Here is a 22,638-nt window from a genome sequence, read left to right as displayed (position 1 = left end):
TTCGTAGCAGCGAGGGACGGCGGAACGGTCAGTCCTGCGGGGTGATGTCGTTGACGTGTTCGCCGAGGTAGCTGACCAGCTTCGACGGCGGGAAGTGGCGGTGGAACTCGCCGTTGGAGGCGACCGCGAGCTCGTGTGCCAGGAGTCCCTTGACCATGTCTTCCTGGTTCGGGTTGGCGTCGGTGTACTCCTGCAGCTCACCCTGGATCCGGCCCATTTCCTTGCGTGCTACGAGGTGCTGCTTGTACTTGACCACGTACTCGGCGATGAGCCTGCGGACGTGCGCGTTGGCGATCTGGCCCGGAGGGCTGGTCAGCTCGTCCATGTCGAGGTCGAAGATCTTGCAGAAGCCGATGGCCTCGTCGAGGTTGACCCGGCGTCTTGGCTTGCCGCTCTCGATGCGCCAGATGGCGGCCTGGTTGACGGGGTGGCCGGCCTCGGCCATTCGCTCGGACAGCGTGACCGTGCTCCAGCCGCGGGCTTCGCGTTCGAGCTTGATCCGCTCGGCAACGTAGTCCTCGGGCAACGGCCGGTCCGGCCCGGCACGGGCCGCCCCTTCCTCACTGCTCACCGCTCCATCTCCTCGATCAGTCCCAGGGGGCACCCGGGGCGATGATCCAAGGAAACACTATTGCGGAGGCGAATGCAAGCATTGCATTTTCGAAATCGCCAGGTAGTGTGGGTCGTCCGCTCCCGCACGGGGGTGAACGCAAAAAGCCCCCGGTGCTACGAACACCGGGGGCCAAGCTCGAACTCTCGTAACCGCCCATCCCTGAACGATCGACCTGCGGGACCTGGGATTCGCCGTCCCATGTGGCCCGCAAGTGAGGAGCTCAGTGCCCAGTATGGACGAACCCCGTCCTGCCGCGCCACACCACGACACCCCCAGCCGCTCTCGCCCCTTCGACGACTTCACCACCGTGCCACCGCACGACGCGGACGCCGAAGCCGCTGTGCTGGGCGCGTGCATGCATGATCCGGCCGTGGTCGACGCCGTACGGAACCTGCTCGACGGTCCGGACTTCTACCGGCCGGCACACGAGACGGTCTGGCGAGCGGTTCTCGCCCTGCGCGGCGAGGACAAGCCCACCGACCCGATCGTGCTCTGCGACCGGCTGCGCGAGCAGGACGACCTGGAGCGGGTCGGCGGTGCCGCCTACGTGCACCGGCTCGCTTCCGCCACGCCCTCGGTCAGCGGTGCCATCCACTACGCGGGGATTGTGCGTCGGTTGTCCGACCTGCGGCGCCTGCGCGCCTCCGGCCTGCGCACGGTGCAGCGGGCCATGGAGCCCGGCGCCGATCCCGATGCGATCCGCAGCGAGATCGAGACCGAGGTCCGGGCCGAGCGGGAGCGCGCCCTGGCTTCTGGACAGGGACGGCTCTCGCGATTCATCACCGACGGATGGAGCTTCGTCACCGAGACCGGTGCGGACACCGAGCCGCTATGGGGCACCCGCGAGCAGACCGCCTGGTCCTCGGGGGAGAGCCTGATGATCGTCGGCGCCCCCGGTGTCGGCAAGACGACCCTGGCTCACCAGGTGGTCCTCGCCCGCCTGGGCCTGGCCGACAGCGTCCTGGACATGCCGGTCGCCCCCAGCAGGCGAGTGCTGTACCTGGCGCTCGACCGGTACAAGCAGATCGCCCGCGCCCTGGCCCGCCGCATCCAGCCCGATCACGAGGCCCGCATGCGCGACGGACTCGCCGTCTGGCAGGGACCGCTACCCGCCACGCTGGACAAGGAGCCCGACCTCCTCGCCGACCTCGCCGCCGCCCACCAGGCCGACACGATCGTGATCGACAGCCTCAAGGACGCGGTGAGCACCCTCGTCGACGACGCCCTCGGCGTCGCCTACAACAATGCCCGACAGCGGGCCATGCGCGCCGGGGTCGAGGTCCTCGAACTGCACCATCAGCGCAAGGCCACCGAAGGCACCCCGCGGGCCCAGAAGCCCACGCTGGACCGGGTGTACGGCTCCACCTGGATCGTCTCCGGCGCGGGCAGCGTCCTGTACGTGGCCGGAGAGGCCGGCGAGCTCGCCGTCACCCTCCACCACCTCAAGACCCCTACCGGCGAGATCGGCCCGCTCCAACTCATCCACGACCACGAACGCGGCACCACGACCGTCGACCCCGCGCTCGACCCGGTCCAGATCCTCCGCCAGCGACCCGACGGGCTGACCGTCCGCGAACTCGCCGCCATCCAGAGCAGCGAGGCCAACCCCGACCGCGCCGCCACCGAGAAGGCCAGGCGCACCCTGGACCGCCTCGTGAAGGCCGGACTCACCACCAAGGCCGAAGGCGCCGCGGGCGGCAGCGGAGGCGGCCAGCAGGCCCGTTACCACGCCTCCGTCCGCCACATCGGCGTCGTCTCCTGACCCTGCGCGCCAGGCACCCGGACCGTACACGGGGGCGTACACGCACGCCCTCCACGCTCACGGGCCCACGCCACGCCCCGCGCGTACACGCGCACCACGAAACCGCAGGTCATACGTTCACGCGCCCGTACACGCCGTACACGCGCCCAAGCGTTCACGCGCGGGCCCCCCTTTAGAAGGGGGCTCGCGTGTACGCCCCCTCCGTGAACGCCGTGATCGCCTCCCTGAAACCACCCCAGGAGCATCCCGCTTGACCCCCGTCACCACGCCCAAGACCGCCCAGGCCGCCGAACGGTACGCGCTGCTCGCGGCCGGCGCTGTGATCGTCGCCCTGACCGTCGCCGGGTTCTGGCTCTCCTACGCCCACCTGGCCGAGGTCGCCGGCCAGCACGGCCTGGGCGATTCCCCCGCCCGCCAGTGGGCCTGGCCCGCGACCCTCGACGCGTTCATCATCGCGGGCGAGCTGCTGATGCTGCGCGCGGGCCTTCGCCAGACACCGGACTGGTGGGCCATCGCCCTCACCGCAACCGGGTCGCTCGGCTCCATCGCCCTCAACGTCGCCGGCGTCAACGGCACCGGCACTACCCCGGTCCCCTTCCTCGACTACGTGGTCGCCGCCGTCCCACCGACCGCCGCGCTCCTCGCCTTCGGCGTCCTCATGCGGCAGATCCACCAGCACGTCGCCGTCCCCGACACCCACCACAACCGTCCCGCTGGCGAGGACCACGGCAAGGAATCCGCCCATCCCGCCACCCGGGAAACAGCGCGCCCGCACCCCGCAGCCACAACGTCCGGCGGCGGTGAACCGGTCCACCGCCACAGCACCGACCGCCACAACGCCCCTGTGGCTGACGGTCCCGGACCGTCAGCCACTTCAGGACCGAGCGGCGATGCGGCGAAGGTCCCTGAGCAAGTGGCGGAAATCCAGAACAAGCCGGAGAAGCCGAGTGGGCGGAAGGCCGCCGTCCCCCTGGACAAGCTCCTCGCCGTCGGCCGCACCGCCCCACTCGGACGGGACGGACGCATCTCCCGCCGCAAGGTCGAAGACGCCATCCGGTCACACCGCCTCCCCGTTGGCCGAGAGCGCCTGGACAAAATCACCCGCCAGCTCCAGGACGAACTCGACAAGGCCACCGCCAGCGAGCGATGACCCACCGCGCACCAGCCAGCCCATCCCCATCACCCGCCCCACGAGAAAGGCCCCCTGATGCACGAGCACTTCACCCCCATGTCCACAGCCCAGCAGCAGGAACGCCCGGCCTCAGCCCATGACAGCACAGCAAGTTGGAGGTCCGGACACTCCCCCGCAGGGGGAGCGCCCGAACCCGACCCCGCCCCGGGGGTGGCGGGGTCCTCCCGACGCCAAGGGGCGCCGGACAGGAAGGCTGCGACCGAGGGCGGACCGCAGCCGGGCAAGGCCGGCCACACGGCCAGGACCGGGAAGGGCAAGTCGCGTCCGCGCGACAAGAAGCAGCGCCCCGCCCACAGCGTCCGCCTCAACGAACAAGAACTCGCCATCATCCAGTCCGGCGCCGACCACGTCGACATGAGCGTGGCCGGGTTCCTGGCCCACTCCGCCCTGGCCGCCGCCCGCGACCAGTCCCGCACCGCAGCAGCCATCTCGACCGAACGGGACATCCTGACTGCCCTGTTCGGCGTGCGCCGTCAGCTCGGCTGGGCCGGCAGCAACGTCAACCAGGCTGTCAAGGCCCTCAACTCCGGCGTGGACGCACCGCACTTCGCCGATGCTCTCGCCGATCTGCGACGCGCCGCGCAGGCCGTCCAACGGGCGGCCGACCGGATCACCAATCGGCAGGAGGATCAGGCGGCTTGATCCCCCGGATCCATCAGCAGGGCAGCAACACTCTCGGGCTTCTGCACTACCTGTACGGCAAGGGCACCCACGAGGAACACGTCGACCCCCACCTGGTCGCCTCCTTCGACGACATGGCCCCCGACCCCGGCCGCGACCCCTCGGTGACGAAGAAGGACCTCCAGCACCTCCTCGACCAGCCCTTGGCCCTCCTCGGCCCCGGGCAGCGCCCGGACAAGCACGTCTGGCACTGCTCCGTGCGCGCCGCCCCCGACGACCCGATCCTGTCCGACGAACAGTGGGCCGAGATCGCCCGCCGCATGGTCGCCGCCACCGGCATCGACCCCGGCGACGGCGCCGGCTGCCGCTGGGCCGCCGTCCGCCACGCCGACGATCACATCCACATCATCGCCACCCTCGTCCGGGAGGACGGCCGCCGCCCGGATCACCACCGCTCCGGCAAGCGCGCCCAGGCCGAGGCCCGCCTCATCGAAGCCGCCTACAACTTGCACCGTGTGGCGGCCGGCGACGGCACCGCCGCCAAGCGGCCCAGCAGCGCCGAACGCCACAAGGCCGACCGCCACAACCGGCAGCACACTCCCCGGGAGGAGCTCCGCGAGACGGTCCGCCGCTCGGTGGCCGGCGCGGCGAGCGAGGAGGAGTTCTTCGACCGCCTCGCGGCGGCCGGTCTGCTCATCCGGCGCCGCATCGCACCGTCGGGCGACGCCCTCGGCTACACCGTCGCCCTCCCCGACGACCGCAACGGCAAGGGCGAGCCCGTTTTCTACTCCGGCTCCAAGCTCGCCCCGGACCTCTCCCTGCCTCGCATCCGCGAACGCTGGACCCAGACCTTGGAAGGCACCACCCATCAGCCGGCCCTGCCGCCGGTGACCGGGCCCGCATCCGCGCACCGGCGCGCCACCACCGCCGCCTGGCAGGCGCTGCTCGTCATCGACCACGGCGACGACGGCGCGATCGCCGCCCAGATCGCCGCCACCGGGGAAGTCCTCGACGCCCTCGCCAAGACCTCCGCCGCCCACACCCGCCACGAACTACAGGCAGCCGCCACCTCGTTCGAACGCGCCTCCCGCTCCCACACCCGCGCCGCACGCGGCCACGACCGCGCCCTGCGCCAAGCCGCCCGCGACCTCGTCCACAGCGGCCCAGCCCTCGGCCGAGGTGAAGACGGCGCCACCACGGCGATGGCCATCGACATGCTGCTCTTCCTGATCACCGCCGCCGCGCAGTGGCACGCCAAGAAGCAGCACGCCCAGCAGGCCGCGGCCGCCCACCAGGCTGCCGAGCACCTGCGCGTGGCCTACCAGGCCGCCGCCGAGCAGCCCATAGGCGTGCTCCACCAGCGTGGCCGCCGTCTGGCTCCATCCCTGCAACGACACTACTCCGCCGTCGTACGCCAAGCCCTTCCCGACCTTGCCGAGCAAATCCTGGCCGAACCAGGCTGGCCCGCCCTCGCAGCCACCCTCACCGAGACCCAGACCGTCGGCCACGACCCCACCGCCCTGCTCACCAAAGCCGCCGCCCAAAGGGAAATGGACACGGCGGAGAGGATCAGCGACGTGCTCGTGTGGCGACTACGACGGATGGCCGACCTCCCCGCAGACCCTCAGAACGCCCAGAGCCAGCACCCTCAGGGCCGCCCCGCCGTCTCCTCGCCGGAACAGGTGGCACAAAACTGGGCCAAGTCCACAAATAGATCTCAGCCTCGACGCTGAACCTCGAGCAGGGTTACCAACGCCTACGTCCGCATCCCCGCGACCGGCGCCGAACCAGCGGTCGGCGGCCGGGCCCCCTCGGCTCGGCCGTCAAATCTGGCCGCCTTCGGTTTCCTCGCCGCCGAAGCCTCGGCCAGAACCACCCAGGCGGCCTTGGTCCCCCGGTCCGTCACGTGGTATCCCCACTGGCCCCGGGCCAGCTCGTTCACGATGTGCAACCCCCGTCCGCGCTCAGTAAGCGGCCCGCTCCCCACCTCCACCATGGCGGCCTCCGCCGGAGGCAAGGCAGCCACGTAGAGGTCCACGGGAAGCAGAGGATCACCGTCGTGGATCTCGCAGATGTACCTCCCTGCGGCAGAGCGAAGACGCACCTCGTACGGGCCGCACGCGTGCTCGTCCGCATTCGCCACGAGCTCCGAGACGGCCAGGATTCCGTCGCTGATGACGTCGTCGGGCAGGCCCAGATCCTTGAGAACACGTCGCAGGATCACGCGTGCTTCGCCCGGGGGATTGATGGTGTGGTCGGTCCAGCGGTACACGGGGCCGCGAGCGGCGGCAGGCGGGCTGATCATCGGGCGGCGGACCTCCTGCGGGTGACGTCGGTGGAGATCTTTCAGGGCTCCGATGTGGTCGTGGCACAGAGCGACCGCATACCGCCGAGAGGCACACGGGGCCTCATGAAGCACCCCGGCATCAAGCGGGCGGACCCCAGAAGGGGTGTGGCGTAAACCCCGGTCACAAGGCCGGTAGTGGGCCACAGGCTCAACAATGGCCGTCGATACCCCTGCTGCCCATGGGCGTTTATGAGCCCAGGGGCGAACGAACAACAAGACTCCCGAGCCGAACCGGCGGCCTGCCGCTTGTCTTCGCCTCCAACCGTCCCGTCGCTGGGAGTATGGGCCGGTGAGTGATGACAGGTGGGGACGCTGGGTGCCGGATCGTCCCGAGGATGTAGCCGCGGTCTTCAGCACGGGGGACTTCCCGTGGTGGATCGCAGGTGGTTACGCAATCGAACTCGCGGTCGGCCGCGAGCTGCGCGCACACAGCGATCTCGACGTCCTCGTCCTCCGGCGGGACCAGGCCCGCGTACGGGATCTCCTGGACGGCTGGGACTTGTATGTTGCGGATCCGCCGGGCCAGGGGAAGCTGCGACCGTGGCACCCCGGGGAGGTCCTTCGGCCGCCGCTCCACGACATCTGGTGCCGCCGCACCCCCGAGACCCCCTGGTCCATCCAGCTCATGCTGGACGAGGCCGAGGGCGCCCACTGGGTCTCGCGACGAGACCCGGCGATCCGGCTCCTGATCGACCGGCTCGGGCGGACGAGCCAGACGGGCATCCCGTATCTCGCGCCCGAGGTGCAGCTCTCCTACAAGGCGAAGGCGACCCGGGAGAAGGACGAGATCGACTTCGAGGCGGTACTGCCGCTGCTCGACGATCCGGCGCGTGCCTGGCTGGCGGACGCGATCAGCGTGATCGCCCCCGAACACCCCTGGCTCGCCCGGCTCCTGCCGGTCAGCCGAAGGTGAGCAGCGGGACGTCGTACAAGTCAGGGTTCCGCGGTCGGGTCATCGTAGGCGATGTGACCTCCACGATCAGCAGCTCGCTGAGGAACTGGACCTTGGCGTTGAGGAGATGGCTCGTCCTGCCGTCGGCCGACTGGGCCTTCAGGCCGGCGGAGACGTGGATGTGCGGGAGCATCCCGCCGGTGGCCGGGTCGTGGGCGAGGGTGCCGGCGCCGAACGCCTCGACGTTGGTGACGTACGTCTTCGCCCAGACCGGCGCGTTTGGGTCCGCCAGCTTCTCGCAGGCGCCCACGATCTCAGCTTCCGCGAACGCCCCGATGAACGAGGGGATGTAGCCCTGCCGTACGCCGTTGTCCCGGCAGAAGGTCGACAGCGCCTCGAAGAAGTTCTCTCCGTGATCGAAGGTGACGCCGAAGGTACGGCCAATGGTCAGCTCGTGAGCACGCATATACGGGTGTCTCCTGACGAGGTGGGATCAGCGGGCGGATGCGGCGGCGAAGGTCTCCCGGATCGTTGCCCCGTCGGCGCCCTCGGCGAGCAGGGCGTGCAGCAGGAGCCGCGCCTGGTACGGGCCGAGGTCTCCAGCGCCGATGAGCCCTCGGCCGAGGAGGTCCTTCTCGGAGCCGGGGAAGCCGTACGTGCCGGACAGAACGGGTCCGTTGCCGATGCGGGAGGCCAGGACCACGGGGATGCGGGCCGCGAGCCTGGTGAGTCCCTCAACCAGGCGTTCCGGGACGTGGCCGACGCCGAAGGCCGCAACGACGAGTCCGTTGCAGTTGCCGTCCCACAGGTCGAGCAGGGCGCCGTCGTCGCCGAGGGTGACGGTGTAGAGCCCGACGCGCGCCTCACGGTCAGGGGCGCCGACCAGCGGTCCGCGGGACGGCAGGCCGCCCACCATCCGCACGCGGTTCTCCGAGATCGTGGCGATCGGGCCGCACGCCGGTGAGGTGAAGGCGGCGGGGCTGGTGGTGTGGGACTTGCGGACGGTCCTGGCCACGTGGATCTCGTCGCCGAGTACGACGAGGCAGCCGACGCCCCTGAGACCGGGATCGGCGGCGGCCAGGACGGCGGCGTGGAGGTTGGCCGGGCCGTCGGCGCCGGGAAGAGTGGGGTTGCGCATGGCTCCGGTGACGACGACCGGCTGCTCGTGGCCGTGGTGGAGGTCGAGGAGAAAGGCGGTCTCCTCGATGGTGTCGGTGCCCTGGGTGATGACGACGCCGTCGACGTCCCCGGTCTCCAGTTCCACCGTGATCGCGGCTGACAGCGCGGTGAGGTCGTCGAAGGCCAGGGAGGCGCCGGGCAGACGCCGGAAGTCCCGTACCCGGAGGCCGATGCCGCTTGTGGCCAGGGCGGGTACCGCGGCAAGCAGTTCGTGTGCCGAGAGCGCGGGCACGACACCCCCGGTGGTGGGATCGGTGGTCATGGCGATGGTGCCGCCGAGGGAGAAGACCGCCACGTTCCTGACCGGCCCCGCCATATCCTCTGCCCCCTGTCCGGACGCCGCCGAGCGCGGCCTCATGAGTGGTTCACGCAGGCTAGCGGGTCGGATCCGCCCGGGTACGCGGAATGATCACCAGCTGCTCGGCCACGAACCGGCAGGCGGCCTCCAGTCCTTCGAGACCGAGCAGCCGGCTGCGTGGCCGAGCGAGCCGCTCCGTGCCGACGACCGATAGCTGTGAGCATCGGCGCCCGAGCCAGGAGACGTCGAGTCCGAGGTACGCCGCCGTTGCCGCGAGGCGCTGTCCTGTTTGCCCGGCCGCTGTGGCCGAGTGGCGGCTGACGTGGCCTGTCACGTCGGCGAACGTGCGCAGGGCGCTTGGACGCGCGGTGACCGCGAGGTGGGACCTCCCATCGGTCCGTACCCATGAGGCGATGACGACCCGACGCCCGTGGGAGAGGGCGAAGCCGTCGGTGTGGGCGAAGCCTCCGTCGTCGGTCACCCAGGTGCGGATACCGAAGGACTCCATGAGCGCGATGGCGAGGAACAGCAGAACGCGCTCGTACGCAGGCGAGGAAGCGACCGCTGTCTCGGGGACGCAGAATCCCCGGCCGCTGCCACCATCCGGACGCCGCGGAGACATTCGTTCGAGGTAGCGGTACTTGTGCCGGAAGAACAGCCACGTGGCGGCCTCCTCCCCGCGCTGTTCCCTGGTCCAGAAGACGGGCGTGTCGCCCAGGTGGTCACGGTGACCCAGGATGTACCGGGCAGCGGTCTCCGAGCCGATCAGCATCCTGGAGACTTCGGTCAGGCCATGGCCGGAGGCGACGGGTGAGCCTGGGGAAGCGGTGAAGGCCGTCGTGGCGTGCAGGGCCTGGTCGTCGCCCAGCAGTGCCGCTTCGAATCCCGACACAGCCCACAGAATGCCGTACGTCAGATCGTCCAGCTCGTACGCGGCGGGGATGTCGACCGGGTCGGAGGCTGTGCCGCGTATGCCGCTCGTCCGGGCGTCGGCGACGAACTGCCGGACCGCACCGTTCACCGTGCGGTTCGCGACGACGAGCGCGCGCATCGGCATGGTGCGCCAGGCGTCCAGCTCCGGGCGGGAATCGAGCCTCAGGCTGTCCCCCAGGAAGGAGGCCGCGGGAAGGGTCAGCACGGGAAGCGCCGTCGTCGAGACGGACCGGCCGGCGGGTAACAGGAGCTGGCCCGGCCCTTCGGGCAGTGCCGCGTACCCACCGGCTCGAACACCCGCCGTTCCTGGTCGGCCCGCGGAGGCCGGAATGTGGGGATCGGCCGCGGGCAGGAGCCCGAGCAGTTCTTCCGGGACTCCCAGCGCGTTGGTCCACTGGACGAACTGCCGTCGGTCACGGATCTGCTTGAGTCCGCGTTCCAATCTGCTGACCTCGGCCTGGTCGATGTTGACCATCCGCGCCACGCCGGCCTGGGAGAGGCCCGTGTGCTTCCTGAACAGCTTGACGACGGTGCCGAGTTCCCATGTGACCACGGCTCGTCGGACCGTCGGATCACGCCAGAAGGCCGGGTCGGCCCGGCGGGCTGCCGGGCCGCCCTGGCACGAGGCGCACCTGATACCGGCGTTGAAGCGACTGAGGAGGGCACCGCAGCGTGCGCACCGCCGCTGTCCGCTGTCGACCATGTCGGCATTCTTCCTCGCTGCACGCCCGCTCGGGCGCGTTCCATGGGTGGAGCTCATAAACACTCATAGGCGGGGGACCTAGCCGCAGTCATCGTGAAGGAGCACCACCGATCGGAGCCGTGTGCCGCGACTCCCCGGACGTGAGGATCCGACTTGTGACCTCCTTGACCCTGCCTCCTCGGCCGCCTGGTTCACCGCCGCCGGCCCATGCCTGGCAGACGCTGGCGGACGGACTGCTGACCCAGCGGCTCCACCTCCACCTCGATGAATGGCGGACTGTCGTCGCGGAGGGGAAGGCCCTGCCGGACGTGCCCGGCGCCGACGTGTCCTTGCTGGCCCAGCACCCGTCCCCGCTGCCGGAAGACGACGACTCCGCCCTGATGCTGCTGGAGGGCGCCGGGCTGGGATTCTGGTGGGAGCTGCCCCAGCGATACGGATCGGATGCGCGGAACCCGTGCGGGTTCCTTGCGCACGCCGCCGACACCGCTGCCCGGAGCATCCTCGCGGGCCACTCCAGGGCGGCCTGGTCCGACGCCGTGACTGCCGTCAGCGGCGCCGCCGCGTGGTGGGTGGGCTTCTTCACGGCCATCCGCCACCGCGGGGTGCACCACGTCACGCTGGAGCCACGCCCCGGCCCGCTCCACGAGCAGGCCCTGGACACCGCAGTGAGCGTCGTGGCCCACGGCATGGCCACACGAGTACTGGAGGCGGCGCTGCACACCTTCGACGACAACCCGGCCGTCCGTGCCGCGTACTGCCGGGCTGTTGAGACCGGTATCTGCATGGAGCCCGAGCTGCCCCGCCTCGTCGACGAACTGTCCGAGCTGCGGCTGGTGGACCTGGTGTCCACCACCGCCCGTTGGCGGGGTCGCTTCACCAAGTACGCCGGCGGCACGGGGGCGGGGCAGGTCGAATGAACGACCGCTATCCGTTCATCGTCATTGAGGGGCTCGACGGCACCGGGAAGACAACGCTGCGCAAGGGCCTTTTCCGGCTCTGGGAGGGGCTTTACGGCGTCACCCCGCTGTGCGTGCTCACTACCAACTTCCTCGCCGTCGACCAGGCCGCCGCCATCGTCACCGGCAAGTACCAGCCGAACGCCGGGAACCGCGACGCCTATCTGTCCGCGATTGCGGCGGACAAGCGGGCCACGCTGGAACGACTCGTACTCCCCCAGCGGCCGGCCCGGCCCGTGATCGCAGATCGCTGGCTCCTCAGCGAGCTGGCCTTCTTCGCGGTGAAGCACGACATGAAGGTGTCGAAGACGTACGAGGCGCTGGCCACGCGGCTCACCGCGGCCCCCGACCTCACGCTCGTCCTGGACCTGGAGACCGACGCCTCGATGAGCCGGGCGCACGCCCGGCAGGGTGACGCCGTCCGGGCCGACTGGGACGTGCACGACGTCCAGAGCCGGGTTCGCGAAACCTACGAGTCCGTGGTCACGAAGCCCGACGAGTTTCCGCTCCTCGGCGACGTGGTCCGGCTGGACGCCCGCCGGCCCCGGTGCGAGGTGCTGCTCGCCGCCTGGGACGTATTGCGCGAACGGCACCTGGTGCCGTCACTCACCGCTCAAGTGGAAGGAGGAGAAAACCATGGCTGACGGCACGAAGGCGATGCGTCTGCGCAGGGCCCTCGGCGACAGCGAGCAAAAGCACCCGCTCCTGGCGATCGGTGCGGTGAACGCGCTCGCCGCGCACGTCGCGGCGGAAACGGGCTTCGACGCGCTGTGGGTGAGCGGTCTGGAGGTGTCCGCGGCCTCCGGACTGCCCGACGCCAACGTCCTGGGCTCCCGGGACCTGGCCGACGTGGTCGCCTCGCTCGGCCGTGTCACCGATCTGCCCGTCATCGTGGACATCGACAACGCGGGCGGTTCGGGGCGCACGGCGGAGCGGTTCGCGTACGACCTGATGCGCGCCGGAGCTGCGGCGGTGTGCGTCGAGGACAGCGCGTACCCGAAATGCAACAGCTTCGCGGTCCACCGGGCCCAGACCCTCGCCGACCGGGACCTGCTGTGCGAGCAGGTGGGACGCATACGGAAGCTCGCTGGTGACGGCCTCGTGGTCGTGGCCCGCACCGAGGCCCTGATCGCCGGCGAGGACATCGCCACGGCGATCGCAAGGGCCGAGGCGTACGCCGAGGCCGGAGCGGATGCGGTACTCATCCACTCCAAGGACTCGACCGGTGAGCAGCCGCGGGCCATCGGACATGCGTGGAGTCACGGCGTACCGCTGGTCAGCGTGCCCACCGCGTTCCCCGACCTGAGCGCCGCCGAACTCGGCGAGGCCGGCTTCAGCCTCTGCATCTACGCGAACCAGCTCAGCCGTGCCGCTCTCGCGGGTATGCGCACCGCCGCCCGTCAGTTCCGTCGCGGAGGGAGTTTCCGCTCCACCGTCGCGGGGTCTCTCGCGGAGGTCGGCGACCTGATGCGCGTCGGCGAACCGGAGGCACTGTCGTGCCTCTGACACCCGAACTGCCCCGGATCAGTGTCTCCGTGAAGGCGGCGATCGTGCGCGACGGCGCCGTCCTGTTGTTGTCGTACGACGACGAGGCCGGGTTCCACTACAACCTCCCGGGCGGCAAGGCCCAGGTCGGCGAGGACCTGCGCCAGGCTGTGAACCGCAAGGTCGCGCAGGAGACCGGCCTCCAGGTCGTGGCCCGGCGTCTGCTGTGCGTCGTCGAGTACGTCCCCGAGTCGTGGCAGGGCGAGTTCGGAGACGTGCAGAAGGTTCAGTTCAACTTCCTCGCCGAGCAGGTGGACGACGTCGAGCCGCGTATGCCGGAACCGCCGGACCCCATCCAGGTGGGCTTCGAGTGGGTTCCGCTGGAACGTCTGGGAGACGTGTACCTGCTGCCCCGGATCAACCGTCCGCTGCTGGCGGCGTTGAGCGGGGAGCTCACCGATCCCTTCGTGGACAGGTGGTGACCTTCATGCATCCGACGCTGGAGGACCTGCGGGAGTGGCTGCTGCGAGAGCACTCCGGGACTGTGTGTGCCGACCGGCTCCGCGTGATCGCCGACGAGCTCGCCGGTCTCACCGCGCGCGATCTGCCGGGCGCCGTGGTGGAACTCGGCTGCTACCGGGGTGCGATGGCCCTCTGGATCCGTAGCGTGCTCGACTTGCTGGGCGACCGCAGCCGCGAGACCCACGTGTACGACTCCTTCCAGGGCATGCCCGCACCCGGGGCCGAGGACTCAGACCATCTGGCAGCAGGCGAACTCCGGTCGTCCCCGGCGGATGTGCGGGCGACGCACGCGGCCTGGGGCAGGCCGACGCCGGTCATCCACCCGGGATGGTTCGACGAGACCCTTCCCACGGAACTGCCCGACAGGATCGCGTTCGCCTACCTGGACGGCGACTTCTACGACTCGACCCTCACGGGACTCATGCACTGCGTCACCCGTCTCGTGCCGACGGGTGTGCTGCTGGTCGACGACTACGCGGACACGGCGGTCAATCCGCGGGCCTGGGCCGGGCTCCCGGGGGTGAAGCGAGCCTGCGACGCGTACTTCGGTGCTCCGTCACCGGTGACCACCATCGTCGGCGAGGGTGATCTCGCCTTCGGCCGGTACGAGAAGCCGGGGTCCCGCCGATGAGTGCTGTCCTGGTGGTACGCGGTGCGGCGGACGCGAGCGCGATCCGCCGCGCCCTGCTCGGCGTCCTCGTGCACGAGTTGCCGGACCTGAAATCGCCTCTGCCCGCCGACGCGACCGTGCTCGTCCTGCGTTCCGGGGTCCGTCTCGGCGAGCGGGAGCTCGACGCGCTGCCTCGCCTGCGGCACGTCGTACGAACGGGCTCCGGCGTCGACCAGATCGACGTGAGCGCCCTCCAACTCCGTGGGATAACGCTGCACCGCAACGCCGAGGCCGGCGCGGTCGCCGTGGGCGAGTGGGTCCTCGCCGCTGCCCTCGCCCTGGCCCGGCGGATTCCCTTGGGCCAGCACGCGCTGCTGCTCGGCCGACACGAGAAGCAGGCGTGCATGGGTACGTCGCTCGGGAGCCTGGCCGCAGGTATCTGGGGCGCGGGCCCGGTGGGGCTGGCCGCCGACTGGGCTCTCGCTCCCTATGTAAGCCGCACGGCCTTCGCCGCATGGCCGTCGAACCCTCCCGGTCTGCGGGAGCTGTCTCAGGCAGCGCTCATGGAGCAGTCGCAGGTACACGTGATCGCTCTGCCGCTGCGTCCCACGACCGAACAGCTCATCGGCGAGGACTTCCTTGCACGCGTCGCTCCGCAGCGGCCTCTGCTGATCTGCGCCGGGCGGCTGGAGACCCTCGATGTCACTGCCTGCCTGCGGGCGCTGGCGGACGGGAGGCTTTCGGGCCTCGCCCTCGACCCGGTCGAGCGGGAGCACCTGCCGCTCTTCGTCGGCTCTACGGCGCCGCTCAACCTCCTGGCCTCGCCCCACATCGGTGCCCAGCGCTCCGACGTGCGTGGCGCGCTCGACCGATGGGCCATCGATCTCCTCATGGAGATCACCGCCGACGACGAGATCCTGAACGAAGGAGGGCACCGGTGAACCCATCGGCACAGCTGCGCCGTGCGATCGCCGACAGAGTCGCCCAGGCGCTGCTCACGTCCGCCGAAGTTCGTGAGGTCTGGCTGGAGGGAGCCCTCGCCTGCGGCTTCGCCCACGCGGCAAGCGACATCGACCTGCGTGGCATCGTGGACGGCCCCCTTCCAGCGTGGGAGTCGCGCATCGTGGACGGCGTACGCGTCGACCTTTACGCGACGGCGCCGCAGCGGGCCGAGGAACTCCGCCATCTGCTCCGCTCCTTCAACGTCCGCCGCGACGACCTCGGATCGTTCCGCCGGGCACGCGCCTCGATGCACGACCTCATGTGCCTGCGTACCGCTCTCTCCTACGACCCCGGAGGCTGGCATCCGGTGCTCGAACCCGGGGAGCGCCAGGGCTACCGACGCTGGGCGGTCGCCGACCAGGCCGAGGTCGCGGCGAGTCTCGCCGAGGACCTGACCGGCCTCGTCGAGGACGGCCTGGCCGAACCCGCCGATGTCGTGTGCCGGAAGCTGGAGACCTGCCTCACCACACTTGAGTGCGCGGCGTCCGGGCATCCGCTCCTGGGCGACAAGTGGCTGCCGCTGCTTGCCGACGCACCGTCCCGTCCGCCGATCGACCCGGCCCGCACGGAGACGTGGGAGTGGTTCCGCCCGGTTCAGCGACGCGTGACCGGAGCGCTCCTGGACTGCTGGCCCGTCGACGACCCGGTGCAGAAGCCGCCCAACCTGAGTGCCCCTGACACCGGCTGGCTGCCCCAGCGGTACGCCGACGGGTGGTTCCTTCGCCGCGGCGACATCCACATCCCCATCACCGGCGGACAGCTCCTCGGGTGGCTGTCCACGGTCTCCACCGATGGCGCGTAGACCGCGCCTCTCCTCCTCGGGAGGCCTCTGATGCCCGTCACCCGCACCACACCCACCGACCTGGAAAGCCTCTACGCCTCGATGTCGAGCACCGGGCCGGACACCGCGGTCTCCGTCATCCTCAAGCTCCGAGGAGAGACCTGCGACATCGACTGCCTGTACTGCTTCGAGAAGCGCAAGGAGTCACCGGGCGGTACCCGGATCAGCGCGGCACAGGTTCACCGCCTCGGTTCGACCTTCTCCGGGCGTCCGCTCAGCGTCGAACTCCATGGCGGAGAGCCCCTGACAGCCGGCCGGGAAAGGGTCGCAGAGATCCTGGACGCGCTCGCCGCACAGCCGAACGTCATCCGCGTGAGCCTCCAGACCAACGGCCTCCAGCTCGATGACGCCTGGTTGGACCTGTTCGAGCGGCACTGTCCGGAGCTGGAGATCGGCATCTCCCTCGACGGCGACGCACTCGGGAACTCGTGGCGCGTCGGTTACGACGGCCGCCCCACATACCCCCGAGTGGTCAAGGCCCTGCACCTCCTCGGCCGTCGCGACCGCCGGGTCGGCGTCATCTGCGCAGTCACCCCGTATGTCCTCGGCCGGGCCTCCGAGGTCGTGGAGCACCTCGTCTCCTTTCCCACCGTGACAACGGTCAGCCTGGTTCCCTGCTTCGACGCGACGGTCACCCGGTCAACCACGGTCGTCGGATCCCGTACACCGGCCAGTCGGGCACTCCAGCGACGGGCGATCGGCCCCACCGGCCCGGCCTGGGCCATCACGCCTCGTCAGTACGCCGACTTCGTCCTGGAGGCCGCCCACCATTGGGTCGCCAGCGGCACGTTCCGCCGCGTCAAACTGGAGCCCGTCGTCTCCGTCATCCGCCGTCTGAAGGGCCTGCGGACCCGTTCCTGTCACTTCTCCGACCTGAAGTGCGACCACGTCCTCACCCTCTATCCCAATGACCGCCTGGGAAGCTGTGACGAGCTGCCCTGGCCACAGGCCGGCCTCGCCGCGCTCGGCGACGTACACGCCGAGTCGGACGTAGCAGGCGCCCAGGGCCGCTCTTCCCTGCTGCGGCAGGCACGCTCCCTGGTCACGAAGTGCACGACCTGCGACTACCGAGACACCTGCGGCGCGGGCTGCCCGGCAGTCCGACTCCGCTTTGCCGCCGCCGGCGACGAGGACGCGTACTGCGACCACCGCATGCGCCTGATCGACGGCGTCGCCGCCCTCCTCGCCCAACCGGACCTCCAACCCGGCACTCCCTGCGCCCGACTGCGGTGGCGCCCCATTCGCCCCAACGACATGCACCACGTCGCGGCGTTCCTGGCCCGCTGGGACGACCCCGCCGCACCCCGCCCACCCGCACGCCTGCAGGTCAGCACCCACGGCAACATCAACACGGTCGGCCTCCCCGGCGTGCACGAGGCAGACGATCTCGACCCCCGCCACCCTCAGTGGTCCGAAGGCATCGAGCCCGGCGTCCGCCCAGTCGTCGACGCGCTCACCGCAGGCTGGAACGCCGTCACTTACGACAGCTGCCAGGGCCACGGGTACGACGGCGTTTCCGGAGCCGAGCCTCGATTCCTTTCGATTGGCATCCTGCCGCGCGACCGCGTCGAGTACGCGCGAACAGCGGGGCGCCTGTGCCGTGCCGCCGGGCTGGCCGAGCCTGCACTCCCGAAGGCGTATGCGCTGGTCCTCGGGCGCAGCGAACTCGGTTGCCGCACCACCGGCCGGGTGCATCCGACACTCGACCTCCGTCTCGTGCCCGCTGCCGACACCACGCCCACCGCATACTTCGGGAGCCTGGACCAGGCCGTACGCGTCCTCACGGAGGCCCTGGCCGCGACGTCTTCCGCCCCGCCGTCCACCCCCTGCGCCTGCGCGACCGAAGCCGATGCCGGCGAGGGAGGACGGCAGTGATCCACATCTCCGAGACACTGTCCGTCCACACCCTGGAGGGCTTCCTCAAGCCGGAGGAGATCCAGCACCTCTCCCTCGTCATGGACAACGCGCTAGGCCCCCTCGGACGCGACCGTTACGGCACGGACCGCCGCACCACCATCCATGAGATCCCCGGCCACTCTCCCGCCGAGGCGCAGGACGTCTACGAACCGGCCGGCCGGATCGAGATGAGCGAGATCCCGGTCGAAGCGACCGCCCGCCTCGACCGGGCCCTGAAGCTCCACATGGCCGCCGTCACGCGCACGCTGCCGTCGGTCACAGGCCACCGGCCCTGGTTCTATCTGGAGTACGGCGCCGGGCAGTACATCACCCCGCACGTCGACGGCATCGCTCCCGATCCACTCACCCGTCCCCGCCAGATCGCCGCCGCGACGGTCACGCTCACGGACACCCGGGACACCGGCGGCGCGTTCTACGTGGAGACCACGGGCAACGACGCCGTCTGGACCACCGACAAGGCGCCGACCGGGTCGGGGTACGCCCAGGGGATGCGCTTCGCGCACGACGGGGCGGACATGTCCTCTCCCTGGTTCCGCGCCATGCCCCGCACGCGATGGAGCGTCACACCCGATCCCGGAACGCTCGTGGTCTTCGGCAGCCAGCTCATCCACGGCACCGAACCGGTCCGCGCCGGCCGCGTTCGCAAGTTCCTCACGCACTTCGTCTCCGAGTAGGGGGCCATGCGCCCATGAACCGGCCTCGCGGCCCGCCCTCCCGCACCCGTCCTTCATCCCAACCCACCGCACCGACCGGAGGAGAGAGCAAGCAGTGGCAGACGACAAGACGTTCGACGAGTTCCTGGAGGCGGTCGCGTCCCTGCGCGACAGCGACCCCGTGCGCACCACCGCACACACCTCCAACGCGTCCACCGAGACCTGGCTGGCCATCACGCCGGACACCAGCTCCAGCGAGCCCACCACCACACCCTGACCTCCACCGGGGCCGGGCTCAGCCGGGTCCGGCCCCGTTCCCCTCTGGAGCCCCTGATGAGCGCCCTCACCGCGGAAGCCCTGATCACCCTCGACGGCATCGCCGACCACCAGCGCCGCAGAACCAGCCGTATCGCCTCCGTGCTCGGCAACCACCTCGGCTCGTCCGCCCTCGACTACGCCGTGGCCCACCAGCTGCTCGAAGGCGCCGAACACGCCGCGCGCGCACGGGACTCGGACCGCCTCGCCTGGTACCGCCGTACGTCGGTGCGAGACCTGACCCACCTGTCGACCGACCAGCACATCGTGCTCAGCCCGTGCCCCGCGGAGCTGCTCCGCTCGGAGATCTCCGAAACCGCGTACTACCTCGTCGGCCCCGACACCGCCCCCGCCCCACCTGAAGCCCAGTCCCTCGTTCGTGCCGCCCTCGCCTCCGCCGCCGAACACGGCTTCGGCACGCTGCTCATCCAGCACGCCCCCGTCATCTGCCTGCTCAACCGCCGCCAGCTCGACGAGACCCTCCACAGCTGGGCCCTCACCCGCCTCCCCGGCACTGTCTTCACCGACTACACCGCCCACCCCGAGGTCCTGGCCCGTGACCTGATCCACGAGGCCGCCCACAACTGGCTCAACGACGCTCTGGCCGCGTACGACGTGCTTCTCCCCGCCGACGTCGCCTTCTTCTCCCCCTGGCGGGGAACTCCTCGCCCCGTCTACGGCTTCCTCCACGCCTGCTGGGCCTTCTCCCTCACCGCGCTGTACGCACGGCAGGCGCGGCGCGGTGTCACAGGCGCCGTCGCCCCCTTCCTCGACACCCACCTGCGCCAACAGGCGGTACGGTTCGCTGCCGCCGCCGAGTATCTGGAACAGGCCCTCTCGTACGTGCCCTCGGACGAGATCCGCGAACGCATCGGACGCGCGGTCGGCAAGGTCATGGAGCGCGAGTAACCCGAACCGACGGAAGACCGGAGGAGGCATGCAGGTTCGTCGGTCGACATGACTGTCAGTCGATCTGAGTAGAGTCCCGACAACTGCAGCAGGAGTGGGGGACACGTGGCCGTCGATTACGACCGGTACGAAGCGATCATGGCGCGGCTGAGAGAGGAGTTGCCGGAGCTGGCTGAAGAGTTGGACCAGGAGGTTCGGCATGGGCGCGCAGTCTCGGAGAAGGACCTTCGGCAAGAGGGGAGGTACGACGAGCGGGCAAGTCGGTTGGCGGAGACTGAGCTGCCACCTCTCGGGAGGAACGATGTCTCCGTGATCCCGTACACGGTCGACGAGCGCATCGAGCTGATCCGTGAGGCCCTCCTCACACTGGCGCAGACCATGTATGCAACGCGCAACTCAGCACTGAAGCTGGCCATGGAACGCCGGATGGAGCCAGAAATCCGATTCGGTGACCCCGAACTGGAAGTTCCCTCCCGTGTTGATCTCCAGGAAGAGACAGAGAGCGCGCACGTCGCGCTGCGAACGGTGCAAGGGCTGCTCTCTGACGACCGTGAATCCCGGCGGGGGGTCTCCCAGTGAGCAGAAGAGACGACCTGGTACAGGCCATCGAGTTGGCCATCGGCGCCCTGCAGCCGGTGTACCGAAACAAAGCGGACGAGTCCGACCTGTACGAGGCATCACTGCTCGCGCTATGCCTCGAAGCGTCCACCGAAGCTGGAGGAACGGCTGTCCTCACACAGGACGGTGCCACCCCAGCTGGTGTGCTCCACTTCCGTAGGTCCCCAGGAAACCTTTGGTCAGGCAGCTTCACCCACGCGCTGGTCAGCTTCCCTGATACTCCGAAGCAGCTAGAGATTCACCTAGGCGTGTACGTGGCTGGCCGGTCGAAAGTGGCACACGAGTGCGATGTGGCGATCATCGAGCACCAGGAGGCCGAACGCAGCCGCCAAGCTGCGGTGCATCCGAGGAGCACTAAGGTTGTCGCGGCGATCGAGGCCAAGCACTACAGCGCTTCGCCTGGCCTGGATATCGGCCGCAGCTTCCTCGGCCTGACCCAAGAGCTCGGCGACCGAGAGAGGTCGCTGGTGTATCCGTCACGAAGTTCCGCAAACCTCGCAGGGCTCATCGCCAAGCGGCATAGCCAGGCGTACGGCGAACTTCTGCCAGGCACTCCGGCGGCTGCGCGGCTCCGTTCGAGCCTCGACCAGGCGGTTCGAAACTGGAAAGCACGCATCTGAGAAAAACATCTGCGTTACATCCGCCGCGTCCGTAGCCGGTCACGGACGCGGCATGGCCCAAGAGAAGCTACTTCGCCAACGCCATGACATTCTCCAGCAGGGCATGCAGGAGTTTTGGCTCCCCGTCGGCATACGGACGGCCTCACCATACGTAAGCGCGTACTTACCATCGGCGTAGCCACCGGTCTGCCTGATCACCGATCCGCCGGGAGCCGGGAGTCTCTCGGCCGTCGGCGTTCTCGCCGCCGCGCCGTACAGCACTCCGTCCTGTCATCCGCAGTGCCTGCGTCATGCCCAGTGCCCTCGCTCGGCCCGGCGAACCACGTGGCGCATCACCGCTCTCCTCAGGGAGAACGGGCAGCAGTCGAGCCTGCGTTCCGCGTAACTCGGGGATTCTAGAGTCCGTCCCGACCGTCGCGCGCGACCGCGAGACCGCGCTCACCGGCGCCGGCCTGGTGCTCTGCGCGACCGGCGCAGTCTCCCTGCGCGGCGAGGACTTCGCTGTACTGGAAGGGGACGCTGCCGATCCTACGCACGTACGCCAATGGCGTCCTTTTCCCATTAGCGAGCGGCAATGATCAATGCAATCAGGGCCAAGCAGATGAGACCTACACGCAGCGCTCGGATTGCACGGTTAGCCCATAGATATTTCCTATTCGCAACCAGAGAGTTTGCGTGCACCTGAAGAGCGATGTGATCAGTGATCTCTCGGTCGTTACCCGTAAGTGCAGCCAACACCTGCGCATATGTTGGCGCATCGTGCTCGTATAGACGCTTTACGTCGCCGTAGAACAGCAGGTTCGTGGGGCTGCGCTCAGCCTCAGACTGCGCTGGCTCGGTCTCGCCTTCGCTAAGAGGCACATGCCGCCCTGCCCACATGCCGCGCAACTTCGCGCGCAGCGCACCACTCAAAGGAGGTTTTAGCTGGGGTGCAAGGGCCGCCATGGCAAACAGTCCGGCAAGGAAGATTGCCAGACAGCCAACGACCGCAACGAGGTCAAGGATGATTCCGGGGTTGCTCTGGTCTTTGAGCAAGTTGTAGGCGACCCCTCCGGCGACTCCAGCAGCGGCCAGGATTGCAACGCTCTTAGTCTCGGCGTGCTTCACCCAGTCGTTGACCAGGCTTAGCGCCTTCCACGCGTGCTCCGGCTGGAGGGTACTCGGGGCAGGGGTGCCTTGCCCAACCTCCCTACCAGATGGGGAGCCTTGCTGCGGCATCACGAGGAGAACCCGGCACGTCGCGCTCGGAGCGCTTCGCGTTCCTGTTGCGCCTTCGACCAGATGGCCTCGCGCATTCGCGCTGAAGTGGCCGCCTTTTTCAAGTGACTGACATCGTCACGCCTTTTCTCGCCGCGCAGGACGGCTGCGCAGTACTCCTCCCCATGGACCGCGCACCAAGAAGAGTGCAATACACGCCCCTGAGCCTCTGGATCTCCGTCAGGGAGCCGATCGATGGTGTGGTCTACCCAGAGCGTGTCGGACGGTCCCTCGCCGCAAGGGCAGGTGTAGGCCAGGTAATCGTTCTTCTCGACTCGGTCCCACACGCTGCCGGTAACGGCCATAAGAGCTCGTAACACGATCATGATCGGGCTTTCTTGAGACGTCTCCAGCAGATCAGGCTGCAGGCCAGGGAGACGAAGGCATCGTGGA

General features: G+C 69.4%; 25 protein-coding genes and 1 pseudogene. 19 read left to right on the top strand and 7 right to left on the bottom strand.

All coding sequences use genetic code 11. The annotated features are described in order from the left end of the window. Nucleotides 1-28: 28 nt before the first annotated feature. Nucleotides 29-571 carry a helix-turn-helix domain-containing protein gene (locus ACWEQO_RS25425; RefSeq protein ID WP_452985357.1) on the bottom strand — a complete coding sequence of 181 codons (543 nt, stop codon included), beginning with the start codon at nt 569-571 and terminating at the stop codon, nt 29-31. Between the two features lie 274 nt (nt 572-845). On the opposite strand from ACWEQO_RS25425, the gene ACWEQO_RS25420 reads away from it, so the two are divergent. The 4 genes from ACWEQO_RS25420 (at nt 846) to ACWEQO_RS25405 (ending at nt 5,921) form a co-directional block, all read left to right on the top strand. Continuing rightward, nucleotides 846-2,375: a DnaB-like helicase N-terminal domain-containing protein gene (locus ACWEQO_RS25420; RefSeq protein ID WP_452985356.1), complete on the top strand. Its 1,530-nt coding sequence runs from the start codon at nt 846-848 to the stop codon at nt 2,373-2,375. Between the two features lie 250 nt (nt 2,376-2,625). Then, nucleotides 2,626-3,525 (top strand): DUF2637 domain-containing protein, encoded by a 900-nt coding sequence (locus tag ACWEQO_RS25415; protein WP_452985355.1) that lies wholly within the window; start codon nt 2,626-2,628, stop codon nt 3,523-3,525. A gap of 192 nt (nt 3,526-3,717) precedes the next feature. Further along, nucleotides 3,718-4,209 (top strand): mobilization protein, encoded by a 492-nt coding sequence (locus tag ACWEQO_RS25410; protein ID WP_452985354.1) that lies wholly within the window; start codon nt 3,718-3,720, stop codon nt 4,207-4,209. After that, complete coding sequence (locus tag ACWEQO_RS25405; RefSeq protein ID WP_452985353.1) at nt 4,206-5,921, top strand: relaxase/mobilization nuclease domain-containing protein; 1,716 nt, start codon at nt 4,206-4,208, stop codon at nt 5,919-5,921. Before ACWEQO_RS25410 ends, ACWEQO_RS25405 begins: the two co-directional genes overlap by 4 nt. Nucleotides 5,922-5,944: 23 nt before the next feature. Here the strand turns inward: ACWEQO_RS25405 and ACWEQO_RS25400 are convergent, their stop codons facing one another. Then, nucleotides 5,945-6,493 carry an ATP-binding protein gene (locus tag ACWEQO_RS25400; protein WP_452985352.1) on the bottom strand — a complete coding sequence of 183 codons (549 nt, stop codon included), beginning with the start codon at nt 6,491-6,493 and terminating at the stop codon, nt 5,945-5,947. Nucleotides 6,494-6,824: 331 nt separating this feature from the next. Between ACWEQO_RS25400 and ACWEQO_RS25395 the strand changes: the two genes are divergently transcribed. Beyond that, nucleotides 6,825-7,448, top strand: coding sequence for a nucleotidyltransferase domain-containing protein (locus tag ACWEQO_RS25395; protein ID WP_452985351.1), 624 nt, complete (start codon nt 6,825-6,827; stop codon nt 7,446-7,448). On the opposite strand, the gene ACWEQO_RS25390 is transcribed toward ACWEQO_RS25395, so the two are convergent. Genes ACWEQO_RS25390 through ACWEQO_RS25380 form a run of 3 tightly spaced genes read right to left on the bottom strand, consistent with a single transcriptional unit; the run spans nt 7,435 to nt 10,390 of the window. Beyond that, a complete protein-coding gene (locus ACWEQO_RS25390; RefSeq protein ID WP_452985350.1) occupies nt 7,435-7,893 on the bottom strand; it encodes a PPC domain-containing DNA-binding protein in 459 nt (152 codons plus the stop codon). The two genes, ACWEQO_RS25395 and ACWEQO_RS25390, sit on opposite strands and share 14 nt — an antisense overlap. A gap of 27 nt (nt 7,894-7,920) precedes the next feature. Then, complete coding sequence (locus ACWEQO_RS25385; protein ID WP_452985349.1) at nt 7,921-8,922, bottom strand: asparaginase; 1,002 nt, start codon at nt 8,920-8,922, stop codon at nt 7,921-7,923. Nucleotides 8,923-8,980: 58 nt separating this feature from the next. Beyond that, nucleotides 8,981-10,390 carry a helix-turn-helix domain-containing protein gene (locus tag ACWEQO_RS25380; RefSeq protein WP_452985348.1) on the bottom strand — a complete coding sequence of 470 codons (1,410 nt, stop codon included), beginning with the start codon at nt 10,388-10,390 and terminating at the stop codon, nt 8,981-8,983. Between the two features lie 305 nt (nt 10,391-10,695). Here ACWEQO_RS25380 and ACWEQO_RS25375 point away from each other — a divergent pair, with 305 nt between their 5' ends. From ACWEQO_RS25375 to ACWEQO_RS25310, 14 genes and pseudogenes are all read left to right on the top strand, one after another. Beyond that, nucleotides 10,696-11,457, top strand: a complete 762-nt coding sequence (locus ACWEQO_RS25375; RefSeq protein WP_452985347.1) for a hypothetical protein — start codon at nt 10,696-10,698, stop codon at nt 11,455-11,457. Next, nucleotides 11,454-12,140, top strand: coding sequence for a dTMP kinase (locus tag ACWEQO_RS25370; protein WP_452985346.1), 687 nt, complete (start codon nt 11,454-11,456; stop codon nt 12,138-12,140). Before ACWEQO_RS25375 ends, ACWEQO_RS25370 begins: the two co-directional genes overlap by 4 nt. Continuing rightward, nucleotides 12,133-13,002: an isocitrate lyase/phosphoenolpyruvate mutase family protein gene (locus ACWEQO_RS25365; protein WP_452985345.1), complete on the top strand. Its 870-nt coding sequence runs from the start codon at nt 12,133-12,135 to the stop codon at nt 13,000-13,002. The genes ACWEQO_RS25370 and ACWEQO_RS25365 overlap by 8 nt, the downstream gene beginning before the upstream one ends. Beyond that, on the top strand, nt 12,993-13,463 hold the full coding sequence (locus ACWEQO_RS25360) for an NUDIX domain-containing protein (RefSeq protein ID WP_452985344.1): 471 nt from the start codon (nt 12,993-12,995) through the stop codon (nt 13,461-13,463). The genes ACWEQO_RS25365 and ACWEQO_RS25360 overlap by 10 nt, the downstream gene beginning before the upstream one ends. 5 nt (nt 13,464-13,468) lie before the next feature. Then, nucleotides 13,469-14,134, top strand: coding sequence for a TylF/MycF/NovP-related O-methyltransferase (locus ACWEQO_RS25355; RefSeq protein WP_452985343.1), 666 nt, complete (start codon nt 13,469-13,471; stop codon nt 14,132-14,134). Continuing rightward, nucleotides 14,131-15,054 (top strand): NAD(P)-dependent oxidoreductase, encoded by a 924-nt coding sequence (locus ACWEQO_RS25350; protein ID WP_452985342.1) that lies wholly within the window; start codon nt 14,131-14,133, stop codon nt 15,052-15,054. Before ACWEQO_RS25355 ends, ACWEQO_RS25350 begins: the two co-directional genes overlap by 4 nt. Then, complete coding sequence (locus ACWEQO_RS25345) at nt 15,051-15,917, top strand: hypothetical protein (RefSeq protein WP_452985341.1); 867 nt, start codon at nt 15,051-15,053, stop codon at nt 15,915-15,917. The genes ACWEQO_RS25350 and ACWEQO_RS25345 overlap by 4 nt, the downstream gene beginning before the upstream one ends. Nucleotides 15,918-15,947: 30 nt before the next feature. Beyond that, nucleotides 15,948-17,831 (top strand): radical SAM protein, encoded by a 1,884-nt coding sequence (locus ACWEQO_RS25340; protein WP_452985340.1) that lies wholly within the window; start codon nt 15,948-15,950, stop codon nt 17,829-17,831. Beyond that, a complete protein-coding gene (locus tag ACWEQO_RS25335; protein WP_452985339.1) occupies nt 17,828-18,547 on the top strand; it encodes a 2OG-Fe(II) oxygenase in 720 nt (239 codons plus the stop codon). Before ACWEQO_RS25340 ends, ACWEQO_RS25335 begins: the two co-directional genes overlap by 4 nt. A gap of 94 nt (nt 18,548-18,641) precedes the next feature. Then, complete coding sequence (locus ACWEQO_RS25330; RefSeq protein WP_452985338.1) at nt 18,642-18,803, top strand: hypothetical protein; 162 nt, start codon at nt 18,642-18,644, stop codon at nt 18,801-18,803. Nucleotides 18,804-18,859: 56 nt separating this feature from the next. Beyond that, nucleotides 18,860-19,750 (top strand): aKG-HExxH-type peptide beta-hydroxylase, encoded by an 891-nt coding sequence (locus ACWEQO_RS25325; protein ID WP_452985337.1) that lies wholly within the window; start codon nt 18,860-18,862, stop codon nt 19,748-19,750. A 105-nt stretch (nt 19,751-19,855) separates the two neighbouring features. Beyond that, a complete protein-coding gene (locus ACWEQO_RS25320; RefSeq protein ID WP_452985336.1) occupies nt 19,856-20,329 on the top strand; it encodes a hypothetical protein in 474 nt (157 codons plus the stop codon). Then, the gene (locus tag ACWEQO_RS25315; protein WP_452985335.1) at nt 20,326-20,988 is read left to right on the top strand and encodes a hypothetical protein; all 663 of its coding nucleotides are present in this window, start codon (nt 20,326-20,328) and stop codon (nt 20,986-20,988) included. Before ACWEQO_RS25320 ends, ACWEQO_RS25315 begins: the two co-directional genes overlap by 4 nt. Nucleotides 20,989-21,398: 410 nt before the next feature. Next, nucleotides 21,399-21,509, top strand: a pseudogene (locus ACWEQO_RS25310) (adenosylhomocysteinase); the annotation flags it as partial. 40 nt (nt 21,510-21,549) lie between these two features. Here the strand turns inward: ACWEQO_RS25310 and ACWEQO_RS25305 are convergent. After that, on the bottom strand, nt 21,550-22,095 hold the full coding sequence (locus tag ACWEQO_RS25305) for a Pycsar system effector family protein (protein WP_452985334.1): 546 nt from the start codon (nt 22,093-22,095) through the stop codon (nt 21,550-21,552). A gap of 110 nt (nt 22,096-22,205) precedes the next feature. Next, nucleotides 22,206-22,638, bottom strand: a 433-nt coding sequence (locus ACWEQO_RS25300) for a hypothetical protein (RefSeq protein ID WP_452985333.1), incomplete at its 5' end; no start/stop codon positions are given.

The organism is Streptomyces sp. NPDC004051 (assembly GCF_053604275.1).
This window is presented reverse-complemented; position numbering and strand designations above follow the sequence as displayed.